19 protein-coding genes and 1 tRNA gene are annotated in these 22,151 nt (G+C 41.1%); 6 read left to right on the forward strand and 14 right to left on the reverse strand.

Features of this window, described 5'->3' with window-relative positions:
• Positions 1 to 127: 127 nt before the first annotated feature.
• Entirely contained in the window at positions 128 to 2,164 is a 2,037-nt protein-coding gene (uvrB, locus tag BN35_RS01925; protein WP_025071699.1) for an excinuclease ABC subunit UvrB, read from the reverse strand.
• A gap of 251 nt (positions 2,165 to 2,415) precedes the next feature.
• Between uvrB and BN35_RS01930 the strand changes: the two genes are divergently transcribed.
• The 3 genes from BN35_RS01930 (at position 2,416) to BN35_RS01940 (ending at position 4,180) form a co-directional block, all read left to right on the forward strand.
• Positions 2,416 to 3,309 carry an outer membrane protein assembly factor BamD gene (locus BN35_RS01930; RefSeq protein WP_008121779.1) on the forward strand — a complete coding sequence of 298 codons (894 nt, stop codon included), beginning with the start codon at positions 2,416 to 2,418 and terminating at the stop codon, positions 3,307 to 3,309.
• Between the two features lie 80 nt (positions 3,310 to 3,389).
• A complete protein-coding gene (locus BN35_RS01935; RefSeq protein WP_025071698.1) occupies positions 3,390 to 3,722 on the forward strand; it encodes a DNA-directed RNA polymerase subunit omega in 333 nt (110 codons plus the stop codon).
• Positions 3,723 to 3,724: 2 nt separating this feature from the next.
• Positions 3,725 to 4,180: a DUF4293 domain-containing protein gene (locus BN35_RS01940; protein ID WP_025071697.1), complete on the forward strand. Its 456-nt coding sequence runs from the start codon at positions 3,725 to 3,727 to the stop codon at positions 4,178 to 4,180.
• Between the two features lie 273 nt (positions 4,181 to 4,453).
• Here the strand turns inward: BN35_RS01940 and BN35_RS01945 are convergent, their stop codons facing one another.
• From BN35_RS01945 to BN35_RS01980, 8 genes are all read right to left on the reverse strand, one after another.
• Positions 4,454 to 5,704, reverse strand: a complete 1,251-nt coding sequence (locus BN35_RS01945) for a phosphoglycerate kinase (protein WP_025071696.1) — start codon at positions 5,702 to 5,704, stop codon at positions 4,454 to 4,456.
• 673 nt (positions 5,705 to 6,377) lie between these two features.
• Positions 6,378 to 7,232: an N-acetylmuramoyl-L-alanine amidase-like domain-containing protein gene (locus BN35_RS01950; RefSeq protein WP_028900877.1), complete on the reverse strand. Its 855-nt coding sequence runs from the start codon at positions 7,230 to 7,232 to the stop codon at positions 6,378 to 6,380.
• A gap of 1 nt (position 7,233) precedes the next feature.
• Positions 7,234 to 8,325, reverse strand: a complete 1,092-nt coding sequence (locus BN35_RS01955) for a DUF4421 domain-containing protein (RefSeq protein WP_028900876.1) — start codon at positions 8,323 to 8,325, stop codon at positions 7,234 to 7,236.
• Positions 8,326 to 8,345: 20 nt separating this feature from the next.
• Positions 8,346 to 9,329: a Gfo/Idh/MocA family protein gene (locus BN35_RS01960; protein ID WP_025071695.1), complete on the reverse strand. Its 984-nt coding sequence runs from the start codon at positions 9,327 to 9,329 to the stop codon at positions 8,346 to 8,348.
• A 3-nt stretch (positions 9,330 to 9,332) separates the two neighbouring features.
• Positions 9,333 to 10,634: an NCS2 family permease gene (locus tag BN35_RS01965; protein WP_028900875.1), complete on the reverse strand. Its 1,302-nt coding sequence runs from the start codon at positions 10,632 to 10,634 to the stop codon at positions 9,333 to 9,335.
• Positions 10,635 to 10,657: 23 nt separating this feature from the next.
• Positions 10,658 to 11,443, reverse strand: coding sequence for an NAD(+) diphosphatase (gene nudC / locus BN35_RS01970; protein WP_028900874.1), 786 nt, complete (start codon positions 11,441 to 11,443; stop codon positions 10,658 to 10,660).
• A complete protein-coding gene (locus BN35_RS01975; protein ID WP_025071690.1) occupies positions 11,440 to 13,224 on the reverse strand; it encodes a bifunctional metallophosphatase/5'-nucleotidase in 1,785 nt (594 codons plus the stop codon). Before BN35_RS01975 ends, nudC begins: the two co-directional genes overlap by 4 nt.
• A 211-nt stretch (positions 13,225 to 13,435) precedes the next feature.
• Positions 13,436 to 15,187 carry a phospho-sugar mutase gene (locus BN35_RS01980; protein ID WP_028900873.1) on the reverse strand — a complete coding sequence of 584 codons (1,752 nt, stop codon included), beginning with the start codon at positions 15,185 to 15,187 and terminating at the stop codon, positions 13,436 to 13,438.
• Between the two features lie 151 nt (positions 15,188 to 15,338).
• Here BN35_RS01980 and BN35_RS01985 point away from each other — a divergent pair, with 151 nt between their 5' ends.
• Together BN35_RS01985 and rlmH are read left to right on the forward strand one after the other, a co-directional pair.
• Positions 15,339 to 15,656, forward strand: coding sequence for a DUF4491 family protein (locus BN35_RS01985; RefSeq protein ID WP_025071689.1), 318 nt, complete (start codon positions 15,339 to 15,341; stop codon positions 15,654 to 15,656).
• Positions 15,657 to 15,736: 80 nt separating this feature from the next.
• A complete protein-coding gene (gene rlmH, locus BN35_RS01990; RefSeq protein WP_025071688.1) occupies positions 15,737 to 16,207 on the forward strand; it encodes a 23S rRNA (pseudouridine(1915)-N(3))-methyltransferase RlmH in 471 nt (156 codons plus the stop codon).
• Positions 16,208 to 16,434: 227 nt separating this feature from the next.
• Here the strand turns inward: rlmH and BN35_RS01995 are convergent, their stop codons facing one another.
• Positions 16,435 to 18,210, reverse strand: coding sequence for an ABC-F family ATP-binding cassette domain-containing protein (locus BN35_RS01995; protein ID WP_028900872.1), 1,776 nt, complete (start codon positions 18,208 to 18,210; stop codon positions 16,435 to 16,437).
• Positions 18,211 to 18,212: 2 nt separating this feature from the next.
• A complete protein-coding gene (gene yihA, locus BN35_RS02000; protein ID WP_025071687.1) occupies positions 18,213 to 18,812 on the reverse strand; it encodes a ribosome biogenesis GTP-binding protein YihA/YsxC in 600 nt (199 codons plus the stop codon).
• A 419-nt stretch (positions 18,813 to 19,231) separates the two neighbouring features.
• Between yihA and BN35_RS02005 the strand changes: the two genes are divergently transcribed.
• Positions 19,232 to 20,269, forward strand: coding sequence for an esterase-like activity of phytase family protein (locus BN35_RS02005; RefSeq protein WP_028900871.1), 1,038 nt, complete (start codon positions 19,232 to 19,234; stop codon positions 20,267 to 20,269).
• A gap of 96 nt (positions 20,270 to 20,365) precedes the next feature.
• Here BN35_RS02005 and BN35_RS13670 read toward each other — a convergent pair.
• The 3 genes from BN35_RS13670 to glyA all read right to left on the reverse strand — a co-directional run bounded on the left by BN35_RS13670 (position 20,366) and on the right by glyA (position 22,091).
• Positions 20,366 to 20,436, reverse strand: a tRNA-Cys gene (locus BN35_RS13670).
• 61 nt (positions 20,437 to 20,497) lie between these two features.
• Positions 20,498 to 20,692: a FeoB-associated Cys-rich membrane protein gene (locus BN35_RS02010; protein WP_008121803.1), complete on the reverse strand. Its 195-nt coding sequence runs from the start codon at positions 20,690 to 20,692 to the stop codon at positions 20,498 to 20,500.
• Positions 20,693 to 20,810: 118 nt separating this feature from the next.
• On the reverse strand, positions 20,811 to 22,091 hold the full coding sequence (gene glyA / locus BN35_RS02015; protein ID WP_025071686.1) for a serine hydroxymethyltransferase: 1,281 nt from the start codon (positions 22,089 to 22,091) through the stop codon (positions 20,811 to 20,813).
• Between the last annotated feature and the right edge of the window lie 60 nt (positions 22,092 to 22,151).

Raw genomic sequence — 22,151 nt, forward strand, 5'->3', positions numbered from 1 at the left:
TACAAATTTAGACAAAATCTGTGAAACGCCCACGCAATTTTGGAAGATTAACGAAATAAGACCGTTGAATATGCAGGCATTTTACAAAGTCCACCGTGAAAGATACGCAAGTCTCTGAACGTTATAATTACTTTTGTTCCAGCAAGGTTTGAAGTCTGATAATTTCATCTCTGTATTGTGCTGCTTGCAAAAAGTCAAGGTCTTTGGCAGCCTGCTTCATCATTGCAGTGGTATCAGCAATACTCTTTTCTAATTGTTCATGTGTCATTTGCTGTACAATGGGGTCAGCGGCAAATGCTCCTCCGAGAGGCTCCATATACGCTTGTTGGGCAGCAACAGTGGAGTAACGCTTTTCTTTCATCTTCTCTTTGGTGGTTGGTAACGCATTTTTGATGTCCTTAACAATTTGTGTAGGCGTAATGTGATGCTCCTCGTTGTATTTTAATTGGATGGAACGTCTGCGAGCGGTTTCATCTATCGTCTTACGCATACTGTCTGTAATGGTATCAGCGTACATAATTACTTTTCCATGGATGTTACGTGCAGCCCTTCCTGCTGTTTGTGTCAGACTTCGGTGGCTTCTTAAAAAGCCCTCCTTGTCGGCATCAAGAATAGCAACTAATGAGACTTCTGGCAAATCTAAACCTTCGCGCAGTAGATTCACACCTACAAGAACATCGAACATCCCTGCTCTTAAATCATTCATAATCTTGACACGTTCTAACGTACCAATATCACTGTGAATGTAATTTGCTCTGACATCATGATTTAGAAGATATTCCGTTAACTCTTCTGCCATACGTTTAGTGAGGGTTGTTACCAATACTCGTTCACCTCGCTCTGTTCTTTGTAGAATCTCATCTAACAAATCATCAATTTGATTTTCACTGGGTCGGACATCAATCTCTGGATCAAGAAGTCCTGTAGGACGTATCAGTTGCTCCACAACAACACCTTCTGCTTCCTGTAATTCATAATCTGCTGGCGTTGCGGATACATAGATGACTTGGTGCAACATGTCTTGAAACTCTTCAAATCGCAGAGGACGATTGTCAAAAGCGGCAGGAAGGCGAAAGCCATATTCTACCAAATTGCGCTTGCGAGCTCGGTCTCCGCCATACATGGCACTAATTTGTGGAACGCTGACATGACTCTCGTCAATAACCATCAAGTAATCTTTTGGGAAAAAGTCCAACAAACAGTAAGGGCGTTCACCTGCTTGGCGACCATCAAAGTAACGTGAATAGTTTTCTATGCCGCTACAATAGCCAAGTTCCTTAATCATTTCCATATCGTATTCCACACGCTCCTTAATTCTTTGGGCTTTGAGTTGGTCGCCTATCTCTTCAAAATAATCAATCTGTTTGACTAAATCGTTTTGAATTTCATGGATTGCTCGTTCTGTTTGTTCTTTGGATGTGACAAAAAGGTTGGCAGGGTAGATGTGATACTCTTCGAAAGATTCTAATTGATGAAAAGTAGTACTGTCAACTTCCTCAATGGTTTCTATCTCATCATCCCACCATGTGATACGAAGCACATTGTTAGAGTAGGCCATGGCGATATCAACAGTGTCACCCTTGACACGAAAGTTTCCACGTTGTAAGTCAATATCATTTCTTACATACAATGCTTCAACTAACTTTCTAAGAAAATCATTTCTGTCAATGTGTTGTCCTTTTTGAATACTGATAATACTATTAGTCATGGCAGCAGGTCCACCCATTCCATAAATACATGAAACAGAAGACACAACAACAACATCACTCCGTCCAGATAGCAATGCGCTCACAGCACTTAATCGCAGTCTGTCAATTTCGTCATTGATAGATAAATCTTTTTCTATATAAAGATCGGATGACGGAAGATAGGCCTCTGGTTGATAATAATCATAATAGGAAACATAATATTCAACCGCATTCTCGGGGAAGAAACCTTTCATTTCTTCATAAAGTTGGGCTGCCAACGTTTTGTTATGACTCAAAATAAGCGTTGGTTTTTGAATATTTTGAATGACATTAGCAACCGTAAAAGTCTTTCCAGAGCCAGTCACACCTAATAAGACTTGGGCTGGGTCGCCTCGCCTTACACCGTCTGTGAGCTGTTGAATAGCTTGTGGCTGGTCACCTGTGGGTTGATATTTTGATGTGAGCTTAAAGTTCATCCTGAAAAGATAGTTATTTATAAATCGGTAGAGTCGTCCTTTGAAATACGGTTGATAGCTCCCGAATCATTGAAAAGAGAGCCGTTGATGAATTTGTGGCGATAACCATAACGATAAGGTGACTTCAGTGCAAAAGTACAAAATAAAACATAGAAATTCTGTAATAAACACTAATTTATTGAGAAAAATTACCCTGTTTGCTTTGTTAATCGTTGAATAATATGTACTTTTGCACTTCAAAGAATTGATTAATGAAGAAAGTATTTTTCATCACTATAAGCATTGTTCTGTTCTTTACGAATTGTGCAAACGAATTTAATGCTGTCTACAAATCGTCAGACACCAATTATCGGTATGAATATGCCAAAGAGTGTTTCGTCAATGGCAAATATACCAGGGCTATCACACTGTTGAACGACCTCATTGTTGTTCAGAAAGGGACGGACCATGCACAAGAAAGTCTTTACATGTTAGCAATGGCTCAATACAAGACTGGTGATTATGAGAGTGCTTCCCAGGCTTTCAAGCGCTACATGCAAAGTTATCCAAAAGGACAATATGCAGAGCTTGCGAGCTATTATATTGGTGAAAGTCTTTACATGAGTACACCAGAACCTCGTTTGGATCAATCGCAAACCGTTTCTGCCATTGCTGCGTTTCAGGAATTTTTAGATTTGTTTCCAGAAGCGCATCTAAAGAATCAAGCACAAAAGAGATTGTTCGAGTTGCAAGATAAATTAGTGAAAAAGGAACTATATTCAGCACAACTCTACTACGATTTGGGTTCTTATTTCGGTAACTGTACCAGTGGAGGGAATAACTATGAAGCTTGTATCATTACCGCAGAGAACGCTTTGAAAGACTATCCCTACTCTTCGATGCGCGAAAATTTCGCTGTACTCATTATGAAGAGTAAGTTTGAATTGGCAGAGCAAAGTGTTGAATCGAAACGATTGGAGCGTTATCAGGATGCAGAAGACGAATGTTACGGTTTTATCAACGAATATCCTGACTCCAAAGAACGCTCTACAGCAGAGAAATATATTCGAAGATGTAAACAGTTTACTCGCTCTGCTGAGCCTGTTACTCATCAAGAGACATCATATCTGTGGAGAGGTAACAGCTCAATTGATAACTTGTTTTGAGAAATAAATTATAATAAAATAAGGTGAAGAGTAGTTCGTCTAATTTCAGGATGAATACTCAACGATAAAAGATTAAAGATATGGATTACAAAAAGTCAAAAGCCCCTACGAACACCACAACGAGAAACATTATGGATCTCTGTGATAATACGGGTAATATTTATGAAAGTGTGGTTATCATTGGCAAGCGTTCCAATCAAATTGCCGCGCAGATTAAGCAAGATTTGAATAAGAAATTAGCAGAATTTGCATCATACAATGATTCTTTGGAAGAAGTATTTGAAAATCGTGAGCAAATAGAAATTTCTCGTTATTACGAGAAGTTGCCAAAGCCTACTTTGTTAGCAACACAAGAATTCATAGAGGATAATACTTATTATCGTGACCCATCGCAAGATAAAAACGAAGAATAATTATGATTCAGCGTAAACAGACGTTATTCTTAGTTTTAGCGATAATTCTCTCTATTACATGCCTGTGCATGCCGATAGGAATATTAGAGCCCATAGGAATGGGCACACCTACCGTTATATGGAATCTCGGTACCGTTGTTCCGGGCAGTGGTATGCAATTCAGTAATTGGCCATTATTTGCCTTTTTGGCTGTTTCTGTTGTTTTAGAGATAACTGCCATCTTTACCTATCACCGTAGAATGATACAGGCAAAGCTGTGCTCGTGGAGCATTGTGTTTTCTTTGGCTTGGTATGCTTACTTTGCTTTTAGCATCCTCAATGGTTTTGGAAAAGCATACACGTTTCATCTCCAGTTCGCTGCTTGCTTGCCTTTAGTAGCTATCATTGCTTTAGTTTTGGCACGCAGAGGCGTTATACAAGACGAAAAACTTATCCGATCAGCTGATCGAATCCGATAATTAACTTCTTTTGTTCATTGAAAAAAGTTCTGAACAGTAGAGGTAAGAAAGGTAAAAGAGAATATGTTTTGCAAACACATATTCTCTTTTTTGTTCTTATAGGTGCGCAACAATGATTTGCGAAGCGTAAGTCTTTGTCCGCAAAAATGGTCTCGCAATCTGACAAAGCTAATGGATAGAACCGCCCTAAAAATAAAAGCGCATTCAACTAAAAGATGAATGCGCAAATATTTGTGTAACGATGTTCAAAGTGTAAAATACACTTCAAACTACTTAGCCCTTGATGGCAGCTACACCAGGAAGTGTTTTCCCTTCAATTGCCTCAAGCATAGCTCCACCACCAGTAGATACATAAGAAACCTTATCGGCTAATCCAAACTTATTCACAGCAGCAACTGAGTCGCCACCACCTACTAATGAGAAAGCCCCATTGTCTTGGGTTGCTTGTGCTACATACTTAGCTATTTCTCCTGTACCATGTGCAAAGTTTTCTAATTCAAATACACCTACAGGACCATTCCAAAGGATTGTCTTTGATTTCAAGATGATATCTTTCCATATCTTCAAGCTTTCTTCCGATGCGTCCATACCTTCCCATTCGTCTGGAATCTCATTGATAGGGAACACTTTTCGCTCAGTATCATTAGAAAAATCTTTTCCGCACACTGTTGCAACCGACAAAGAAAGATTAACACCCTTCTCTTTGGCAGCTTTCATTACATTCAATGCCTCTGGCATCAGGTCGTCTTCGTGTAGTGATTTACCAATCTTTCCACCTTGTGCCTTGATGAACGTGTAGCCCATTCCTCCACCGATAATCAAGTTGTCTACCTTGTCGAGCAAATTCTTTATCACACCTAACTTAGAACTTACCTTGCTACCACCAATAATAGCGGTGAAAGGATGTTGTGCATTTTTCAATACACTGTCAATTGCTGACACTTCCTTCTCCATCAAGTAGCCTAACATCTTGCTGTCATTATCAAAATAATCGGCTATCACAGCAGTAGAGGCGTGTTTGCGATGGGCTGTTCCAAAGGCATCATTTACATATACATCGGCATACGAAGCCAATTTTTTAGCAAAGTCAGCCTGACGAGTCTTCATCTCACTTTTCGCAACATCATATGCTGGTGTGCCTTTTTCAACACCTACAGGCTTGCCTTCTTCTTCAGCATAGAAGCGCAGATTCTCTAAAAGTAGTGCTTCTCCCATTTGCAAACTGGCTGCTTCTTTTTCAGCATTTGCACAGTCTTTGGCAAACTTCACATCAACACCTAATGCTTTTGACACATTCTTCACAATTTGTTCGAGCGACAGTTCTGGCTTTACTTTTCCTTTAGGTTTGCCCATGTGGCTCATCATAATCACAGCACCACCATCCTTCAATATCTTTTTAAGGGTTGGCAGCGCACCGCGAATACGAGTATCATCGGTTACTTCTCCTTTGTCATTCAAAGGAACATTAAAGTCTACGCGTACAATGGCTTTCTTGCCAGCGAAATTAAATTGATCAATTGTCATTTTTTAATATTCTTTTTATGAGTAATTATTTATCTGTCTTGATGACAAAGTTACAAAAAAATGATGTGAATGCTGACATTATTTCTAAGTTTTTCTGTAGAATTATTCTTCTGGCAACTGCTTTCTTATTTAAGAAGAGGGATTTGTGGCGAAAGCCTCTCTTTTTTCTTTTGCGTCCACAACAATGCTAATGCTATGAAACTTCCTTGCTGCTACTTGGGTAAGGCAGAAGTTGTGTTTGTCCTATTATTTTACCAAAAAACGACCATCTAAAATCTTCAAAATAGAAAATTTTAATAGGCAAACGCACAACAAAAATGCACTGATTTTCACAAAATCGACGTCTTCTCAAGTTAGAATATTGATTTAACGCTCTTGGAAACACGCTTTAAGGGTGTTATTCACATGCTTCAACAGCCTTAAAGCATGCAAATTGGAGGCTTATCTCAATGCTTCAGTCGCCAAGAAAGGGTAAAAACAGGCAAGTAAAGAGACGTTGTAAACGTAATGTGTTCAATAACAACGGATTATGAATCTTGCTCATTTTTGGCGTATTTGCGACCAACTTTGAAGTTGGTGATTTACACGCGAGTTATGAGAGGCACTTTGTAAAGAAAATTCAGCATTAATTATCCTCCAATGCAGCGTATCATTTATTCTACAAACTCTTCAATTACATGCCATTGCATCTTACTGCACGAATGCCAATTTGTGTACGTTGACCTTGCATGTATTGGTACAGCGTTTTAGGTTCTTCTACCACTTTTCCACGAATGGACGAAGCGTTGAGCAGATGCAAACCATCGTTATGCCACACAGCAATGCCCACATGACTGGTGTCTAAACCTTTTTTACGGGTGAGCATGGCTATGATGTCGCCATCGTGAATCGCAGAGCGAAGGAGCGGTGTGTTGAGAATACTGTCTTTGGGTATGTAAAAATAAGATTTTCCAGATACTTGTTTTTCCATCTCTCGAATGGCTTTCTTTACCTCTGGTCGGTGGTGCATCATGGGATATAAATGCGTATTTGATGTCATGAAATGCAGATTGACAAACTGTTTGGCAGTAAATGGCGGTTGGTTGACAGCTACCGGACGTACATAACCCATACGAACGTTGTCTACTATCCATTCTGTAAAGTAGTGTAGGCGTTTGCCATAAGACACTTCGCCGTTGTGATAACGAATCAGTCGCAGATAGGTACAAAAATTGGCAAAACGTGTTTGCTTGTTTTTGTGGCACAAGTACAGTGCTAATACGTTTTCAACGTAAGTGGTACAATCCAGTTCTCGGGTATTGATAATCAGTTTTTCGGTGCTATTTACCTCCAAAGTTTTTGCTACATAGGGAATGCCTTTCAGTAGTCGGGCAAAATATAACATCATGTTTTGGTTCTCTTTTTGTTGGGAACCTTGTTTCAACCATTGCTCAATTTTTATACTGTCATTAGGCTGATACTGAATATCTTGCGCCTTAACGGTTATACTAAAACTGAGAAGTAAAATATAAATAAATTGTCGTTTCATATTATTGTTTTTTATATCGTCCAAAGTTAAATCCTACATAAATATTGAGATTGCCAAACAGTGTGTTGCTGGTTAGCTGCTGCCTATTGAAGCGATAATAGTGAATAATAGCACTCGTGCCTGCATACCATTTCGTATTGTTCCACACCAATCCGAATCTTCCTAATGCATCAACATTTAATTTACTCACATGGTAAGCAGCTGACCATTTATTGTCTTGTTGAATATCACCATCGCTCTGTTTGTATCCTAAAGCTGCCGAGAGTGACGAGGCGAGTAGCCAATTATGAGCAAACACCCAATTGTAGCCATATCCAGCCGAGACAGAGAAGTCGGTATAACGATAGTCGCCAAAGACAACGTGTGGTTCATTCGTTGCAAGATGGTTCGAAGGAAACTGTATCTTTTCTTTAACCATTCGGTTGAGTTCGCCAATGTCAATGCTTGTTTGGTGTCGGGTGTAGCCAATGCCAGCCAAAAACGACCCCGCACTTTTGCGCTGCACCGTAGATTGACTGAATGCAGCAGGGTAGGAGAACCGCTTATTGTTAAAGATGTAATATAGGTTGAAGCCTTTAATGCTCGATTGAAATCCGTTGAGAGGCAAATCTTCTAAAGCTTTTGTGTCGGTGTGATGATTGATGAATAGGTTTCGTATGTAGTAATGGTTTCCCATTTTCCGATAAAACAAGTCGATACCTATTCGCGAGGAGTACAGGCTCAAGTCAATTTCGGTGCGGTCTTTATTCTCGTTAAAGTTTTTCAAATCAATGGTATAGCCCAAGAATATCCACTGATAGCCCACAAAGGGTCCCACCTTTACACTGGGCGATGGCGCCAAAGTAATGGTTTGTCCTTCGCTGTTCTCCAGTCGGTATTTTTCATAAGTATTGGTGTTTTGCAACATCATCGTGAATTTATAGTGTTGTGGTTCCACATAATTCGTATCCACAGCGGTAAAACTCTCTATGATTTTACCCGCTTGTTGTTTTATCTGCTGCCAAAAACCTTTGCGTTCAGGAATGGTATCTGCATTCAGCGATACCGATTGCATTATCAATAGTACTATAAACGAGACTTTGAAAACCTTCATTCTTTAACGGATTTCTATACTTATAATTTGCCTAAGATGCGATCCATCACCCAGTTGACAGGCGTTGCACTCACACAGGTGCAGGTACAGGCGCCAATGCCTTGTAAATCTTCGATAACAGATTTAATGATAGGCAGTTGGACATACGATGGATTTGGAACCGTGATATTGGTAATGCCTTCGGAGGTAATCAGTTGGATAGGGTCGTAATTATACACTGAAAAGGACAACGAACCCTTTACTCCTATCACATCTATTCTATCTTCTTTGGCACTTTGATGTCCCACAAAGCACCAAGAGCCACTGCCAGGGAGTCCGTTTTCAAAGCAAAAACAGGCACTAATCGTGTCTTCTGCATCATATAAGTGGGCACGATTGGCGACATATCCATGCGCACGAGTAATCACACCAAAATATTCTTGTAGCAGATCGAGCTGATGAGGTGCCAAATCATAGAAGTATCCTCCACCAGCAATGTCTGGATGCAAACGCCAAGGGCGATGCTGTCCGTCGTAGTGGTCCAAGTCACGAGGCGGAACCGAGAATCGAACTTGCACGTTGGTAATCGTACCAATGGTACCATTCTTTATAATATCCTTTACTTTTTGAAAGTAAGGTAGGTATCGACGATAATAAGCAACGAAACAAGGAATGCCCGTCTGTTCGCTCACTCGGTTGATGCGTGCGCAGTCTTCGTAGCTGGCAGCCAATGGCTTCTCTACGTAAACGGGCTTGCCTGCTTTCATTGCCATAATAGCATAAGTGGCGTGACTGGAAGGGGGAGTCGCAATATAGATGGCATTGATCTTCGGGTCGTTGATGAGTTGAAGTGCATCTGTATACCATTTTTTGATATGATGACGTTCGGCATAATCCCTTGCCTTATCCGCATTACGACTGTAAACCGCTTCCACGTGCGACCCTTCCACAGCATTAAATGCCGGTCCCGACTTGAGTTCGGTGACTTCTCCACATCCTATAAATCCCCAACTGATATGTATCATAAGTTAGCTGACGATAAAATTGATGACAAATAAAATACCTAAAACCACTAACGTGACGTTCAAATCACGCCAGCGACCAACGCACATCTTTAGAATAACATAACTGAGCATACCCAAACATATTCCATCGGCTATAGAATAGCATAACACCATGGTAATCATGGTAATAAAAGCAGGGAACGCTTCGCTCACATCATTGAGGTCTAACTTCTTTACCGAGTCTAACATTAGCACACCTACGAGTACCAACGCTCCACTGGTGGCAGCGCCGGGTATGAGAAGAAAGATAGGAGAGAGAAACAATGATAGCAGAAAGAGAAGTCCAACAAATGCCGATGTAACTCCACTTCGACCTCCTTCAGCAATGCCTGAAGCACTCTCTATATATGTCGTAATGGTGGAAGAACCCAACATAGCGCCACATGTTGTGCCAATGGCATCGCTCATCATTGCCTCCTTCACTCGAGGAATAGTTCCGTCATCCTGCACAATGCCCGTTTTTTCTGAAAGTCCAACAAGCGTTCCTATCGTATCAAATATGTTGACGATGAGCAAAGAGAAGACAACCAACAGTGTCTTGATGTTGAGTAGGTCGGTAAAATCGAATTGACAAAGGGTGGGGCGGATGTCTTGTGGAGCCGAAACTGGCAACCAACCTTCGGGCAGTATGGTGACACCTAAGGGGATGCCGATAAGCGTGGTTGCGATAATGCCATAAAAGAGTGAACCTTTCACATTGCGTGCCATTAGGATTCCGCTTAACAGAATGGCGATGATACCTAAGATGGATTCGTGTGTAAACGCTCCTAAACCCACAAAAGTGCCTTCCTTTGCCACGATGATACCTGCATTTTTCAGTCCTATAAAGGCGATGAACATGCCGATACCCGCTGAAATGGCGTAACGAAGATTCTTCGGAATGCTGTCTAAGATGAGCTCGCGAACGTTGAAGAAGGTAATGAGGATGAAGACAACACCTTCTATTAGCATAATAGCCAATGACTGTTGCCAGGTGTACCCCATGGCTTGACAAAGGGTGTAGGCGAAAAAAGCGTTGAGACCCATACTGGGAGCTTGCGCAAATGGCAACTTTGCCATGAAAGCCAATAGCAACGTAGAGATGGCTGCAGCCAATGCGGTGGCAGTGAACAATGCTCCTTTGTCCATGCCCGTACTTGAGAGGATGCTTGGATTGACAGCTAAGATATAACTCATGGTCAAGAAAGTGGTGGCTCCTGCTATGAGTTCGGTTCTCATCTTCATGGTCTTTGGATCGAATCCCAAAAAATTAGTAATCAACTTCATAATGATAATAGGTTATAAAATAATTATTTTTCATTGATTGATTCGTTGAGCCAATGATCTATCAGCTTACGTGCAATGGATAATTTCTCGGGTATTTGCGGAAGATTCTCTCTTGTGAACCAGCCGCCTTTGCTTAGTTCTGTGGCTTGCAGACTTAACTCTCCACTTTCATAGTCAGCTGTAAAACCAACCATCAAGCCTGATGGAAAAGGCCAGGGCTGCGAGCTGAAGTACTTGAGGTGATGAATGGTTAGCCCTGTCTCTTCTAAGACTTCACGATGAACAGCTTCCTCTAACGTTTCGCCTGTTTCTACAAATCCTGCTACCAGTCCGTAGAAGTCGGTTTTGAAGTTCTTGGCATGCACCAAAAGCACCTCATCACCTTTCTTAATCAATACAATCACGGCAGTTGCCAGTTGTGGCCAAACCTCTTTTCCACACTGTGTACAACGCTTGGAAATGTGAGTGTGCATCTGCATGGGGGCTCCACATACTCCACAATATTTGGTGTTGTAGTCCCAATACAACAGTTCTTGACATTTACCTGCCATTAAATAAAGGTCATGGGGAAGTTTATAAAAAGAAGCCCGAAGCCCACACATCTCGTATTTTGGGTTGTTGGCGATGGGGGAATCTATACGTAGCGCCTTGACAGGCGTGCCATCTGTTAAGGTTGTAATATCCATGATGTGCGTCCATGGCTTACAAGTCACAGGGCAAGTCTCTTCCAATGGAATGGTGTACTGTCCGTTTGGTAGTTTCTCAAGCAGTACATCGGTTTTACAAAATATAAAGTAATAAGCGTTCATTTTTCATTGTCATCGTCTCTCTTTGACTGTCCAAAGATGAGAGTCTTGTCGCGTTGAATGGCAGGTTGTGTCCATTTTTCAGGAACAAACTTCCAGTTATTGTTGGCTTGTGGGTCCATTTCGCCACTTTCCTCTATCCATTTCATGAGATAGTAACGCTGGTCGTGTTGGGTTTCAACAAGAATACGTTTTGGAATTTCGGCAAGTGGAATTCCTGCTCCACGTGTTAGGAGCTCTCCACCTCCATTGCCACGATAACTGTTCATCGCCACTTTGTACGTTTTATGAAGGACGAAAGGCTCACCATTGCTCATTTTTAAGATATTAACTTTGTCGCCATTGGGCTTTGTTACATCAACTTCGTAATCAATCCCAGCCGCACTGTCAAAATTAAATGCGAGGTTCTTAAACCCATAGCGTTGTTGATCGGCTTTGGCTCTATTATCTATGAGCATGATATGGTCTTCGGCTGACGTCATCGTATTGACCCACAAATCATAACTCATCTCCAAATAATTCTTGATTTCTTGCCCTGTCATTTTAAGTACATAGATTTGATTTTCGTATTTGTACAGATTGAATAAATCACTGACATATACAGGACCCGCTTTTATCTGTGCATCAAAGGCAAGGGGAGCGTTGAATGAAAGGTCGGCACCTGTCACTCTGAGCTGCAAATTGTGAATGAGATCGGTGAATGGAGCACTGCCAAAGTAACTGTCTCGACTATAAATGGTGCGTTTAAATGCCCCTATTTGTCGAGTAACAAAGGCTTTTACCGAGTCTATCTCACTTTGGAAGTGTTCTATATAAGCTTGGTTAATGGGCTGTTCACGAATGTCTACGAGTTTCCCTGATACTTGTTTGTTCAGTACACGTTTGTGATGCGTGGCTGAGGGAGCGGAGTTGTCGAGCGTTATCTCAATTTCTGCATCTGCAACCATGCGCGCATTGTTGGCAGGATTGAGACAGACGACCTTTTTCCCTTCCACATTTTCAATGACGCTGCTATGTGCCGTGTGGTCATGTCCAAAGAGAATGAGGTCAAACCCTGCTACTTCTTTGGCAATGCGCAATGACGCATTCTCTTCGTAAGTATCGGTGATGATGCCTCCCTCTTTTCCCGAATGGAACAAACCAATGATAATATCGGGCTTTTCGTTCTTCTTTAATTCTGCTATCCAATATCGAGCGGACTCCACCATTGAATCAAATCGCAGATTACTCCATAATTTTTCATTCAACCAGTTGGGTATTGCAGGCGTGAGAAGGCCAAGAATAGCAACCTTTACTCCTTCTCTTTCTATAATGGTGTATGGATGCAGATAAGGCTTCCCCGTACGTGTATCAATGACATTAGCTCCAAGTATGGGACATTTCACTTCACTTATCCATTTGTCGTACACATTGTGACCAGTCTCAATATCATGGTTTCCAACTGTTTGTGCATCGTATTTCATGTAGTTAATGACCGAGGCAGCCACATTTGGCAAAGCAGATTTCACATAATTATAATAATAGCATGTGGGCTGTCCTTGGAGAATATCACCGTTGTCGAGCAAAAGTAGATTTTTTCCATAGTGAGTTCTTAACGAATCGACGTATGAGATAACACGCGCCATACTGCCACTCTTCGGTTTTCGATTGATGAAATCGTAGGGAAAGAAACAGCCATGCACGTCACTGGTTTGAATAACACGCAGGTGTATTGTTTTATGATTTGCCATGCTCATCGTACTCATACAGAGGGCGATGATGCACCCCGTAATGATTTTCTTCATGATTATTGATTTATCTTGCAAAGTTAGCAAAAAATTGAGGAACAAAAAAAGATAGCGAAGCTTTTGTCTATAACCCAGCTAACTTATGAGATTGTATCGCTTGCAGGCATTCCCTCTTGGCTTGTCTCTCTGTAGAAAATCTACAAAAAGTGGTAGTTGCTTGAACAATTGCAAAAAAAATGCTCTCACAAGGAGAGCATTTTTAATTGATTTATGCATCTAAGTGAAGGCTTTTCTTGATGGCTTTCACTTTTTGGTCGGCTTCAGCGTCACATTGATTATAATCGGCGGCACTCTTCATTGTGCCTTTCACTTCGAGATAGAACTTAATCTTTGGCTCTGTGCCTGAAGGTCTAACGCTTACCTTGGTATCATCATCGCAGAACCACTGTAGCACATTGCTGGTATCTGGCATGTCCAATTTAGTAATGTGATTATTGATATCTCTTGCTTCCAAAGTCTGATAGTCTTTCCAAAGAACTACTTTCGAGCCACCCAATTCTTTAGGTGGGTTACTTCTGAATTGCTCCATCATGGCTTTGATTTCATCTGCACCCGTCTTTCCGGGACGCACCACGTTGATAGTTGTTTCTTTAGAAAAGCCATATTCCAAATAGATATCCATCAAGAGGTCATAAAGTGTCTTGCCGTGGTCTTTGGCATAAGCACAGATTTCAGCCAATAAGCACATTGCACTTACAGCATCTTTATCGCGTACAAAGTCCGCAGCCATAAATCCATAGCTTTCTTCACCACCCCCAATATATTTCTTTTTTCCTTCTGCAATGCGAATTTCACGAGCAATCCACTTAAACCCAGTATAGCAATCACACATTTCTATATGATTTTTTTCTGCTACTTTCTTTATCACTTCTGTGGTGACAATCGTTTTAACAATGAAGTCAGTTGGTTTGAGTAGACCCATATTCTTGCGATTGGTGATGATATAATACAAGAAGATGAGGCAGGTTTGATTACCGTTAATGAGTATCCATTCGCCTTTGTCGTTCTTGCATGCCATTCCAACACGGTCGGCATCGGGGTCGCTTGCCATTACAATGTCTGCATCCAACGCTTTTGCGTCACGCAAAGCCAAGGTCAAAGCCTCTCCATTTTCGGGGTTGGGCGATACCACTGTAGGGAAATTGCCGTCTTTTACCATTTGTTCTTTCACGCAGTGTACATTGTCAAATCCCCAATACTTCAGCGAACGAGGAATCATAGTCATACCAGTACCGTGCAAAGGAGTGTAGACAATCTTTAAGTCGTGTTGGCGTTTGATGACTTCAGGGTCAATACTTACAGTTTTTACAGCATCCAAATAGGCTTGATCTATATCTTCGCCAATGATTTGGATAAGTGCTTTATTTCCTTGAAACTTAACGTCTTCAACGTTCACCTTATTCACTTCTTCGATAATTCCCATATCGTGAGGTGCCAATACCTGTGCACCGTCTTCCCAATAGGCTTTATAGCCGTTGTATTCTTTAGGGTTGTGGCTGGCTGTGATATTAACACCGCCTTGGCAACCTAAGTGACGAATGGCGAAAGAACACTCTGGGGTAGGGCGCATTTCATCGAACAGATAAGCCTTGATGCCGTTGGCAGAAAAGATGTCTGCAACAGTTTCTGCAAATTTCCTACTGTTATTGCGGCAATCATGACATACCACTACAGCGATGTCTGCACGGTCTTTGAAGTTTTTCTTAAGATAATTTGCAAATCCTTGTGTCGCCATACCTACTGTGTAGATATTCATACGGTTGCTGCCTGCGCCCATAATGCCACGCAATCCACCAGTTCCAAACTCTAAATCTTTATAGAAAGATTCTATCAACTCTGTTTTATCCTCGGCTTCCAGTTGAGCTTTCACTTCGCGTTGAGTTTCTTCGTCAAAGGCAGGAGATAACCATTGTTTTGCTTTTGCCTCGCATTGAGCAATTAGTTCTGTGTTGTTTGCCATATTATTTTCTTTTTAATTGTTACTTTTAAGAGCAAAGATAATAATTAAAAACGAGAAATTTAGAACCTTAGGGATATTTTTTGTACTTTTGCAACATTATGGCAATTTAGAAAGTTTCTTTCAACTTTATTTGCTTAAATAGATATAACTCATGTTTTACAAAGGAATTATTATTGCGGTCTCTACCTTTTTAATTATAGGTGTTTTTCATCCAATCGTCATCAAGACAGAATATCGATGGGGAACGCGCCCATGGTTGATATTCTTATTGTTAGGTATTGCCTTCATTGTAGCCTCGCTTTTTATAGAAGAAGTGTTGTGGTCGTCATTGTTGGGCGTATTAGGAGCATCTTCGTTGTGGACCATTGGTGAACTCTTTGAGCAAAAGAAGCGGGTAGAGAAGGGGTGGTTTCCGATGAACCCAAAGCGCAAAAACGAATATCAACCTATTCAATCGACGAAAGAGTAACGACTGCAAGATCTCTTAATAGTTAAAACAAGCGCTTTCGGTGCTGGATATTGCACTGGCAGAAATAATCTTGAGAGGGTATGAAAGTAGAATTGTTGCTGATTGGTAAAACCGTGAATCGACATTTTGTGGCTGGCATAGAAGACTATGTGAGCAGGATTAATCATTACCTGCCATTGACAGTGACGGTAATTCCAGAACTGAAAAATAACAAAAAGATGACCGAAAGCCAGCAAAAAACGATTGAAGGACAGCTGATTCTAAAAAAGATAATGCCTTCAGATACCGTTGTCCTGCTTGATGAACATGGGAAAGAATTGAGAAGTGTTGAACTGGCAGCATGGTTGGAGAAAAAGCAGAGCACCACTCGTAAAATAGTCTTTGTCATCGGAGGACCGTATGGATTTGCGCCAGAGGTATATGAGCGAGCTGATGAGCAATTGTCATTGTCCCGTTTGACATTCTCACATCAAATGGTAAGACTTATTTTCACGGAACAACTTTATAGGGCTTGTACTATTATAAAAGGTGAACCTTATCACCACGAATAATAGACAAGCGCCAAGAGGAATATCAAAAAGTCATGAACCCCAACGCTTTTAGGCGGTTCTAATGACCGTTATCATTGCGAAGAAGTTTGTTCTTCCATAAGAAACCAAACGAACACCAACATGTTCTGATACATCTCAAGCCACTTATACTGTGGTAATTTTTTGCAACCTGTTATACGTCAATGGGCTTCTGCATCAATGCCAAGACAGCTATCCATAGACAGCACCTATCCCAATTCGGACAATTCGAGCCAGCGCATACTCTTATCATCGAGTTCTTTCTTTAGCTTGGGCAGCAAAATACTCTTGTCTGTAAGCTCTTCAATGGATAAGTTACCGCTGCATAATTCAGCTTCCAAGCTGCTTATTTCTGTCTCTAATTTTGCAATTTCGCTTTCCAAAGTTTCAAATTCACGCTTCTCTTTGTAAGACATCTTCTTTTTCTCATCACTCCGATAGCTCTTGACAGGTGTCTTCTCTCTTTTCTCCTCCTTGCTTGTGTCAGCGGGTTGTAAGCTGTCCCACTCTCTAAACTGGGTGTAATTTCCTGGAAAATCTTGTATCTCTCCTTCGCCTTTGAATACTAATATGTGGTCTACCACTTTGTCCATGAAATACCTGTCGTGGCTAATGATGATAACACAACCTGGAAAGTCCTGAAGATATTCTTCCAAAATTTGCAAAGTTGGTATGTCCAAGTCATTTGTTGGCTCATCGAGTATTAAGAAGTTGGGGTTTTGCATCAATACCGTACACAAGTACAATTTCCTCAATTCGCCTCCACTCAGTTTGTAAACATAGCTGTGTTGCTGCTCTGGAGTGAAGAGGAAATATTGAAGAAATTGCGTTGCACTCATCGTTTTTCCGCCTCCGAGACGAATGTGATCGGCAATATCTGTCACCACATCAATTACTTTTTGCTGTTGGTCAAAAGCCAAACCCTCCTGTGAAAAATAACCAAAGCGGACGGTTTCTCCGATGTCGAATTTACCAGAGTCGGGTTCTACAAGCCCCATAAGCATCTTGATGAAGGTCGTTTTGCCTGTTCCATTGTTGCCAATGATGCCGAGTTTCTCGAATCTTGAGAAGTTATAATAAAAGTCTTTCAAGATAATCTTGCTGTCGTAGGCTTTCGACACATATTGACACTCAAAGATTTTAGAACCGATATAGACATTATTTGCTTTAAGTCTTAGCTGTCTTTCTTCCACTTTTTGCTTGGCTTTCCGTTCTAATTCATAGAAAGCCTCTTCCCTATATTTGGCTTTATGCCCTCTGGCTTGTGGCATGCGGCGCATCCATTCTAACTCTGTGCGATACAGATTGTTGGCTCGCATCACTTCACTGCGCATCTGGTCCATGCGCTCTTGCCTTTTCTCCAAATAATAACTGTAGTTGCCTCGATAGGTAAACATCTGCTGTTGGTCTAACTCCAAAATGCAATTACATACCCTATCCAAGAAGAATCGGTCGTGAGTAACCATGAGCAACGTTTTGTTTCCACGCGATAAATAGCCTTCTAACCATTCTACCATCTGTAAATCTAAATGGTTGGTAGGCTCATCCAAGATGAAAAAGTCTGGTTCGGTTATCAAAACATTTGCCAATGCCACACGTTTTTGTTGACCTCCGCTGAGCTGTCCCATGGGTTGTTCCAAATCATCTATTCTGAGTTGCGTCAAAATTTGTTTGGCTTTTAGCACCTTCTCAGGTACTCCCTCATGATTGAAACAGGCATCAAGGACAGATTCTGTGGGGTCAAAAACAGATTTTTGCTGAAGGTATCCTATCTTCAAATCATTCTTGAAGATAATGCTTCCTTCGTCTTTCCCTTCCTTGCCTGTGATTACGGAGAGCAAAGTAGACTTTCCTGTGCCATTTTTTGCTATTAAACCAATGCGTTGCCCTTCGGCTACCGAGAAAGATATTTGATGGAACAGCAGCAAATCTCCAAACGATTTGGTCAGGTTCTGCACGTCCAAATAGGGTATTTGTGTCGCCATTCTTATCTTAATGATTGATTGATTTCATCGATATAATCGAGCAATTCTTGGCGTCCTGTCTTCTTTTCAGAACTCGTGATAAAGTACTTGGGCAGCTCTTCCCATACATCTTTGAGTTGTCCCATCCATTTGTCGACATTCGTTTTTGCTTTCACGGTGCCTAATTTATCTGCTTTAGTGAAAACAATCGTAAATGGAATTTCATTTAAGCCAAGCCAGTCAATGAACTCACGGTCAATCTTTTGCTGCTCGTGTCTAACATCTATGAGTACAAAAACATTCACCAATTGTTCCCTATGTAAAAGATAAGTGGTGATGAGCTTTTGTATTTCTTCCTGCACTTTCTTTGAGCGTTTGGCATAACCGTAGCCAGGCAAATCTACTAAATACCAATCGTTGTTGATCAGAAAATGATTGATGAGTAGCGTCTTTCCCGGAGTCGATGAAGTCTTTGCAAGTCCCTGATGATTGCATAACATGTTGATTAAACTTGATTTACCCACGTTTGACCGACCGATGAATGCGTATTCTATTCGTTGGTCGGTGGGACATTTCCCGAGATTTGGTGAAGACAAGACAAATTTTGCTTGAGTGATATCCATAAAATGAAGTATATTTGTTGCAAATTAAATAATGTATATTCTAAAAAGTAAATCTATTCAGCTTTCTGTGCACATATTTCGTGCGTTTTCTTACGTCACGATGAATGAGTTTTATTTTCTCTACAAAAATACAAAAATATACTGATTATTGTGCTTCATTTGATGACTTCCTTCTTGCTTCAATGAGGTGGTTTTATTAACCCATTATAATAAGGGGCTTATCTCCATGACTTAATGCCCTTATCTACATGACTTAACGCCCTTAAGTCATTGAGTTAATCTTACCGCTGTAACGTGTTTGTAATCAATTATTTGCGAACATCAAAAAGTACAAAATTTCATTTTTTTGCATCACCTTTTTGGAAAGAAAGCAACACACAAATATGTAGGGTTCAAAAAAATATAGTACTTTTGCGATTATGAATAAATTTTGGTGCTTTTTACTCTTTTCGCTTAGCTGCATCTCATTGGCAGCTCAAGACTCTTTGCATGTTGTTCGTGTCAATGCTCAACGCAGTTTTCCACATGAAATTCCAGCTGGGAATTACAGTGGTATTACCTATTTAGGCAACGACTTGTATGCCGTAGTAAGTGACAAGTCGCCAAATGACGGCTTTTTCATTTTTAAGATTAGCCTTGATTCCATTACAGGAGAGGTGTTGCGAGTAGAAAATCTCGGCTTTCGCGGGGATAGGGAGCAAGCAGGAGACTTAGAAGCGATTGCGTATGTACCGACAACGAAAAAGCTTTATATTTCGAGAGAAACCGACAATACCATTCGGGAATATACCTTGGACGGAAAACTGAGCGATAGAAAAATTTTGGTTCCGCCAATTTATCAACGAGCCAGAGGGAACTATGGGCTTGAATCTTTGAACTTTAATCCCACGACACAGATGTTTTGGACCTGTAATGAAGGTACGCTGAAGGGGGATGGGGAGCAGGCTACGGCTACCAATCAAGTAAAAAACCGACTGCGCTTACAATCTTTCTCTGCCGATTTTACGCCTTTGCATCAGTACGCTTATCAGATGGAGATACCCGAGGCAGACAAGCGTGCCTATCTCTATGGAATGGGAGTGGTAGAGGTAACAGGTCTTGATGATGGCAGCGTGCTGGTCATGGAACGCGAGTTTTACACACCAACTAAAAAAATGGGGGCATTCGTCAATAATAAGTTATTTCGAGTAATGCCACAAGTAGCATTTGCCATTGATAACAATGACTCGCTAACGGCAGATAGTCCCTATTTACAGAAGCAATTGGTAGCCAGCTGGCGTACCACCTTAAAGTTGTTTCATCATCAAATTGCCAATTTTGAAGGTATGTGTTTAGGTCCTCAATTAGCTGACGGCTCACAGGTCTTAGTATTTGTTTCTGATTCTCAAAACCAAGCTGGTGGTGTCATGAAAGACTGGTTCAAGACATTGGTATTCAAGATGTCAAGTGAGAAGTAGGTAAGAAATAATTGTTTGGAAAACGATTCTGCTTGGATATAAAACAAAAATCACAATCCTATCTGTAAAGAAAAGACTGTGATTTCGTCATCTTAGAGGTACCTGGCAGAGTCGAACTGCCCTACACGGTTTTGCAGACCGTTACCTAACCGATCGGCCAAGGTACCATTGTTAGATTTTTGCGAGTGCAAAGATAAGATAATTTATTGTTACTGCCAAACATTTATGTCACTTTTTCTGAAAGCATTGAGGTTTTTCATGTTTGGTAGCTTGTTTCTTTAGAATCTGGTCATGGAGTTCACAGCCCTTGCATCCATAGCATCTGTCTTTGCTGTTACGCAGCGCTAAATAGATGCGACGACAGGCATAACCCAATGCCAAAAGTATGATGATGAATATGACGATGTACTGTAGAACGTCCATGATTTTGCGTTTTTACTTGAAGAAGAATTCTTACCATATACTGATGATGCGAATACATACACCAGCTATGGTAAGAATTTCTATGAATAGGGTAGTGGAATTGTGCTACCTACGACCGTTAGTAAGCAAAGAGTGGGAAACTCTTCATGGTCTCATTAACCTTATTTCTTACTTTTTCAATCACTGCTTGATCTTCAGGAGCATTCAACACTTCCTCAATAAGTTCAGCAACAAGTAGCATGATGTCCTCTTTAGCGCCACGTGTGGTCATTGCAGCAGTTCCTAAACGGATACCGCTGGTTTGGAATGCGGAGCGTGTGTCAAATGGTACCATGTTCTTATTCACTGTGATATCAGCAGAAACGAGAGCATTTTCAGCCACTTTTCCTGTGAGGTCTGGGTATTTCTGGCGCAAGTCAACCAACATAGAGTGATTGTCTGTACCACCGCTGACAATGGTAAATCCACGCTCTATCAAAGCAGAAGCCAAGACACTGGCATTCTTTTTAACTTGTTGTGCGTATTCTTTCCATTCTGGTCTCAAGTTCTCACCGAAGCCAACAGCCTTAGCTGCAATGACATGTTCAAGCGGTCCGCCTTGTATTCCTGGGAACACAGCACTGTTGAGCAATTGAGACATCATCTTGAGTTGACCCTTTTTGGTGGTCTTGCCCCATGGATTTTCAAAGTCTTTTCCCATTAAAATAATACCTCCACGTGGTCCACGAAGAGTCTTGTGGGTGGTACTGGTGACGATATGCGCATATTTTACGGGATTATCCAACAAACCAGCAGCTATCAAACCAGCTGGGTGAGCCATATCGACCATAAAGATGGCACCTACTTCGTCAGCGATTTGGCGCATACGTTTGTAGTCCCATTCGCGACTGTAAGCAGAACCTCCACCGACAATTAGTTTGGGTTTGTGCTCACGTGCCAATTGCTCCATCTCATCATAGTCTACACGTCCAGTTTCTTTAGAAAGATTGTAACCAATGGGGTGATATAATATACCAGAGGTGTTGACACTACTTCCATGTGACAGGTGCCCACCGTGATCCAAATTTAATCCCATGAAAGTATCACCGGGATTTAATACAGCCAGGAAAACAGCGGCATTTGCCTGTGCTCCAGAGTGAGGTTGTACATTTGCAAACTCTGCTCCAAAAAGTTTCTTTACCCGATCTATGGCAATGTTTTCAACTTCGTCTACTACCTGACAGCCTCCATAATAGCGCTTAGCAGGTAATCCTTCAGCATACTTGTTGGTCAGATACGACCCCATAGCTTGCATTACTTCGTCACTTACAAAATTCTCTGAAGCGATAAGCTCCATTCCTTTGAGCTGACGCTGATGTTCTTTCTCAATGAGATCAAAGATTTTCACATCTTTTTCCATGTGTTTTTTAGTTTTAAAGGTTGATATTAAATAAAATTAGAATTTAGATAGTTTGAATCT

The organism is Hoylesella timonensis 4401737 = DSM 22865 = JCM 15640 (assembly GCF_000455445.1).
Taxonomy (GTDB): Bacteria; Bacteroidota; Bacteroidia; order Bacteroidales; family Bacteroidaceae; genus Prevotella; species Prevotella timonensis.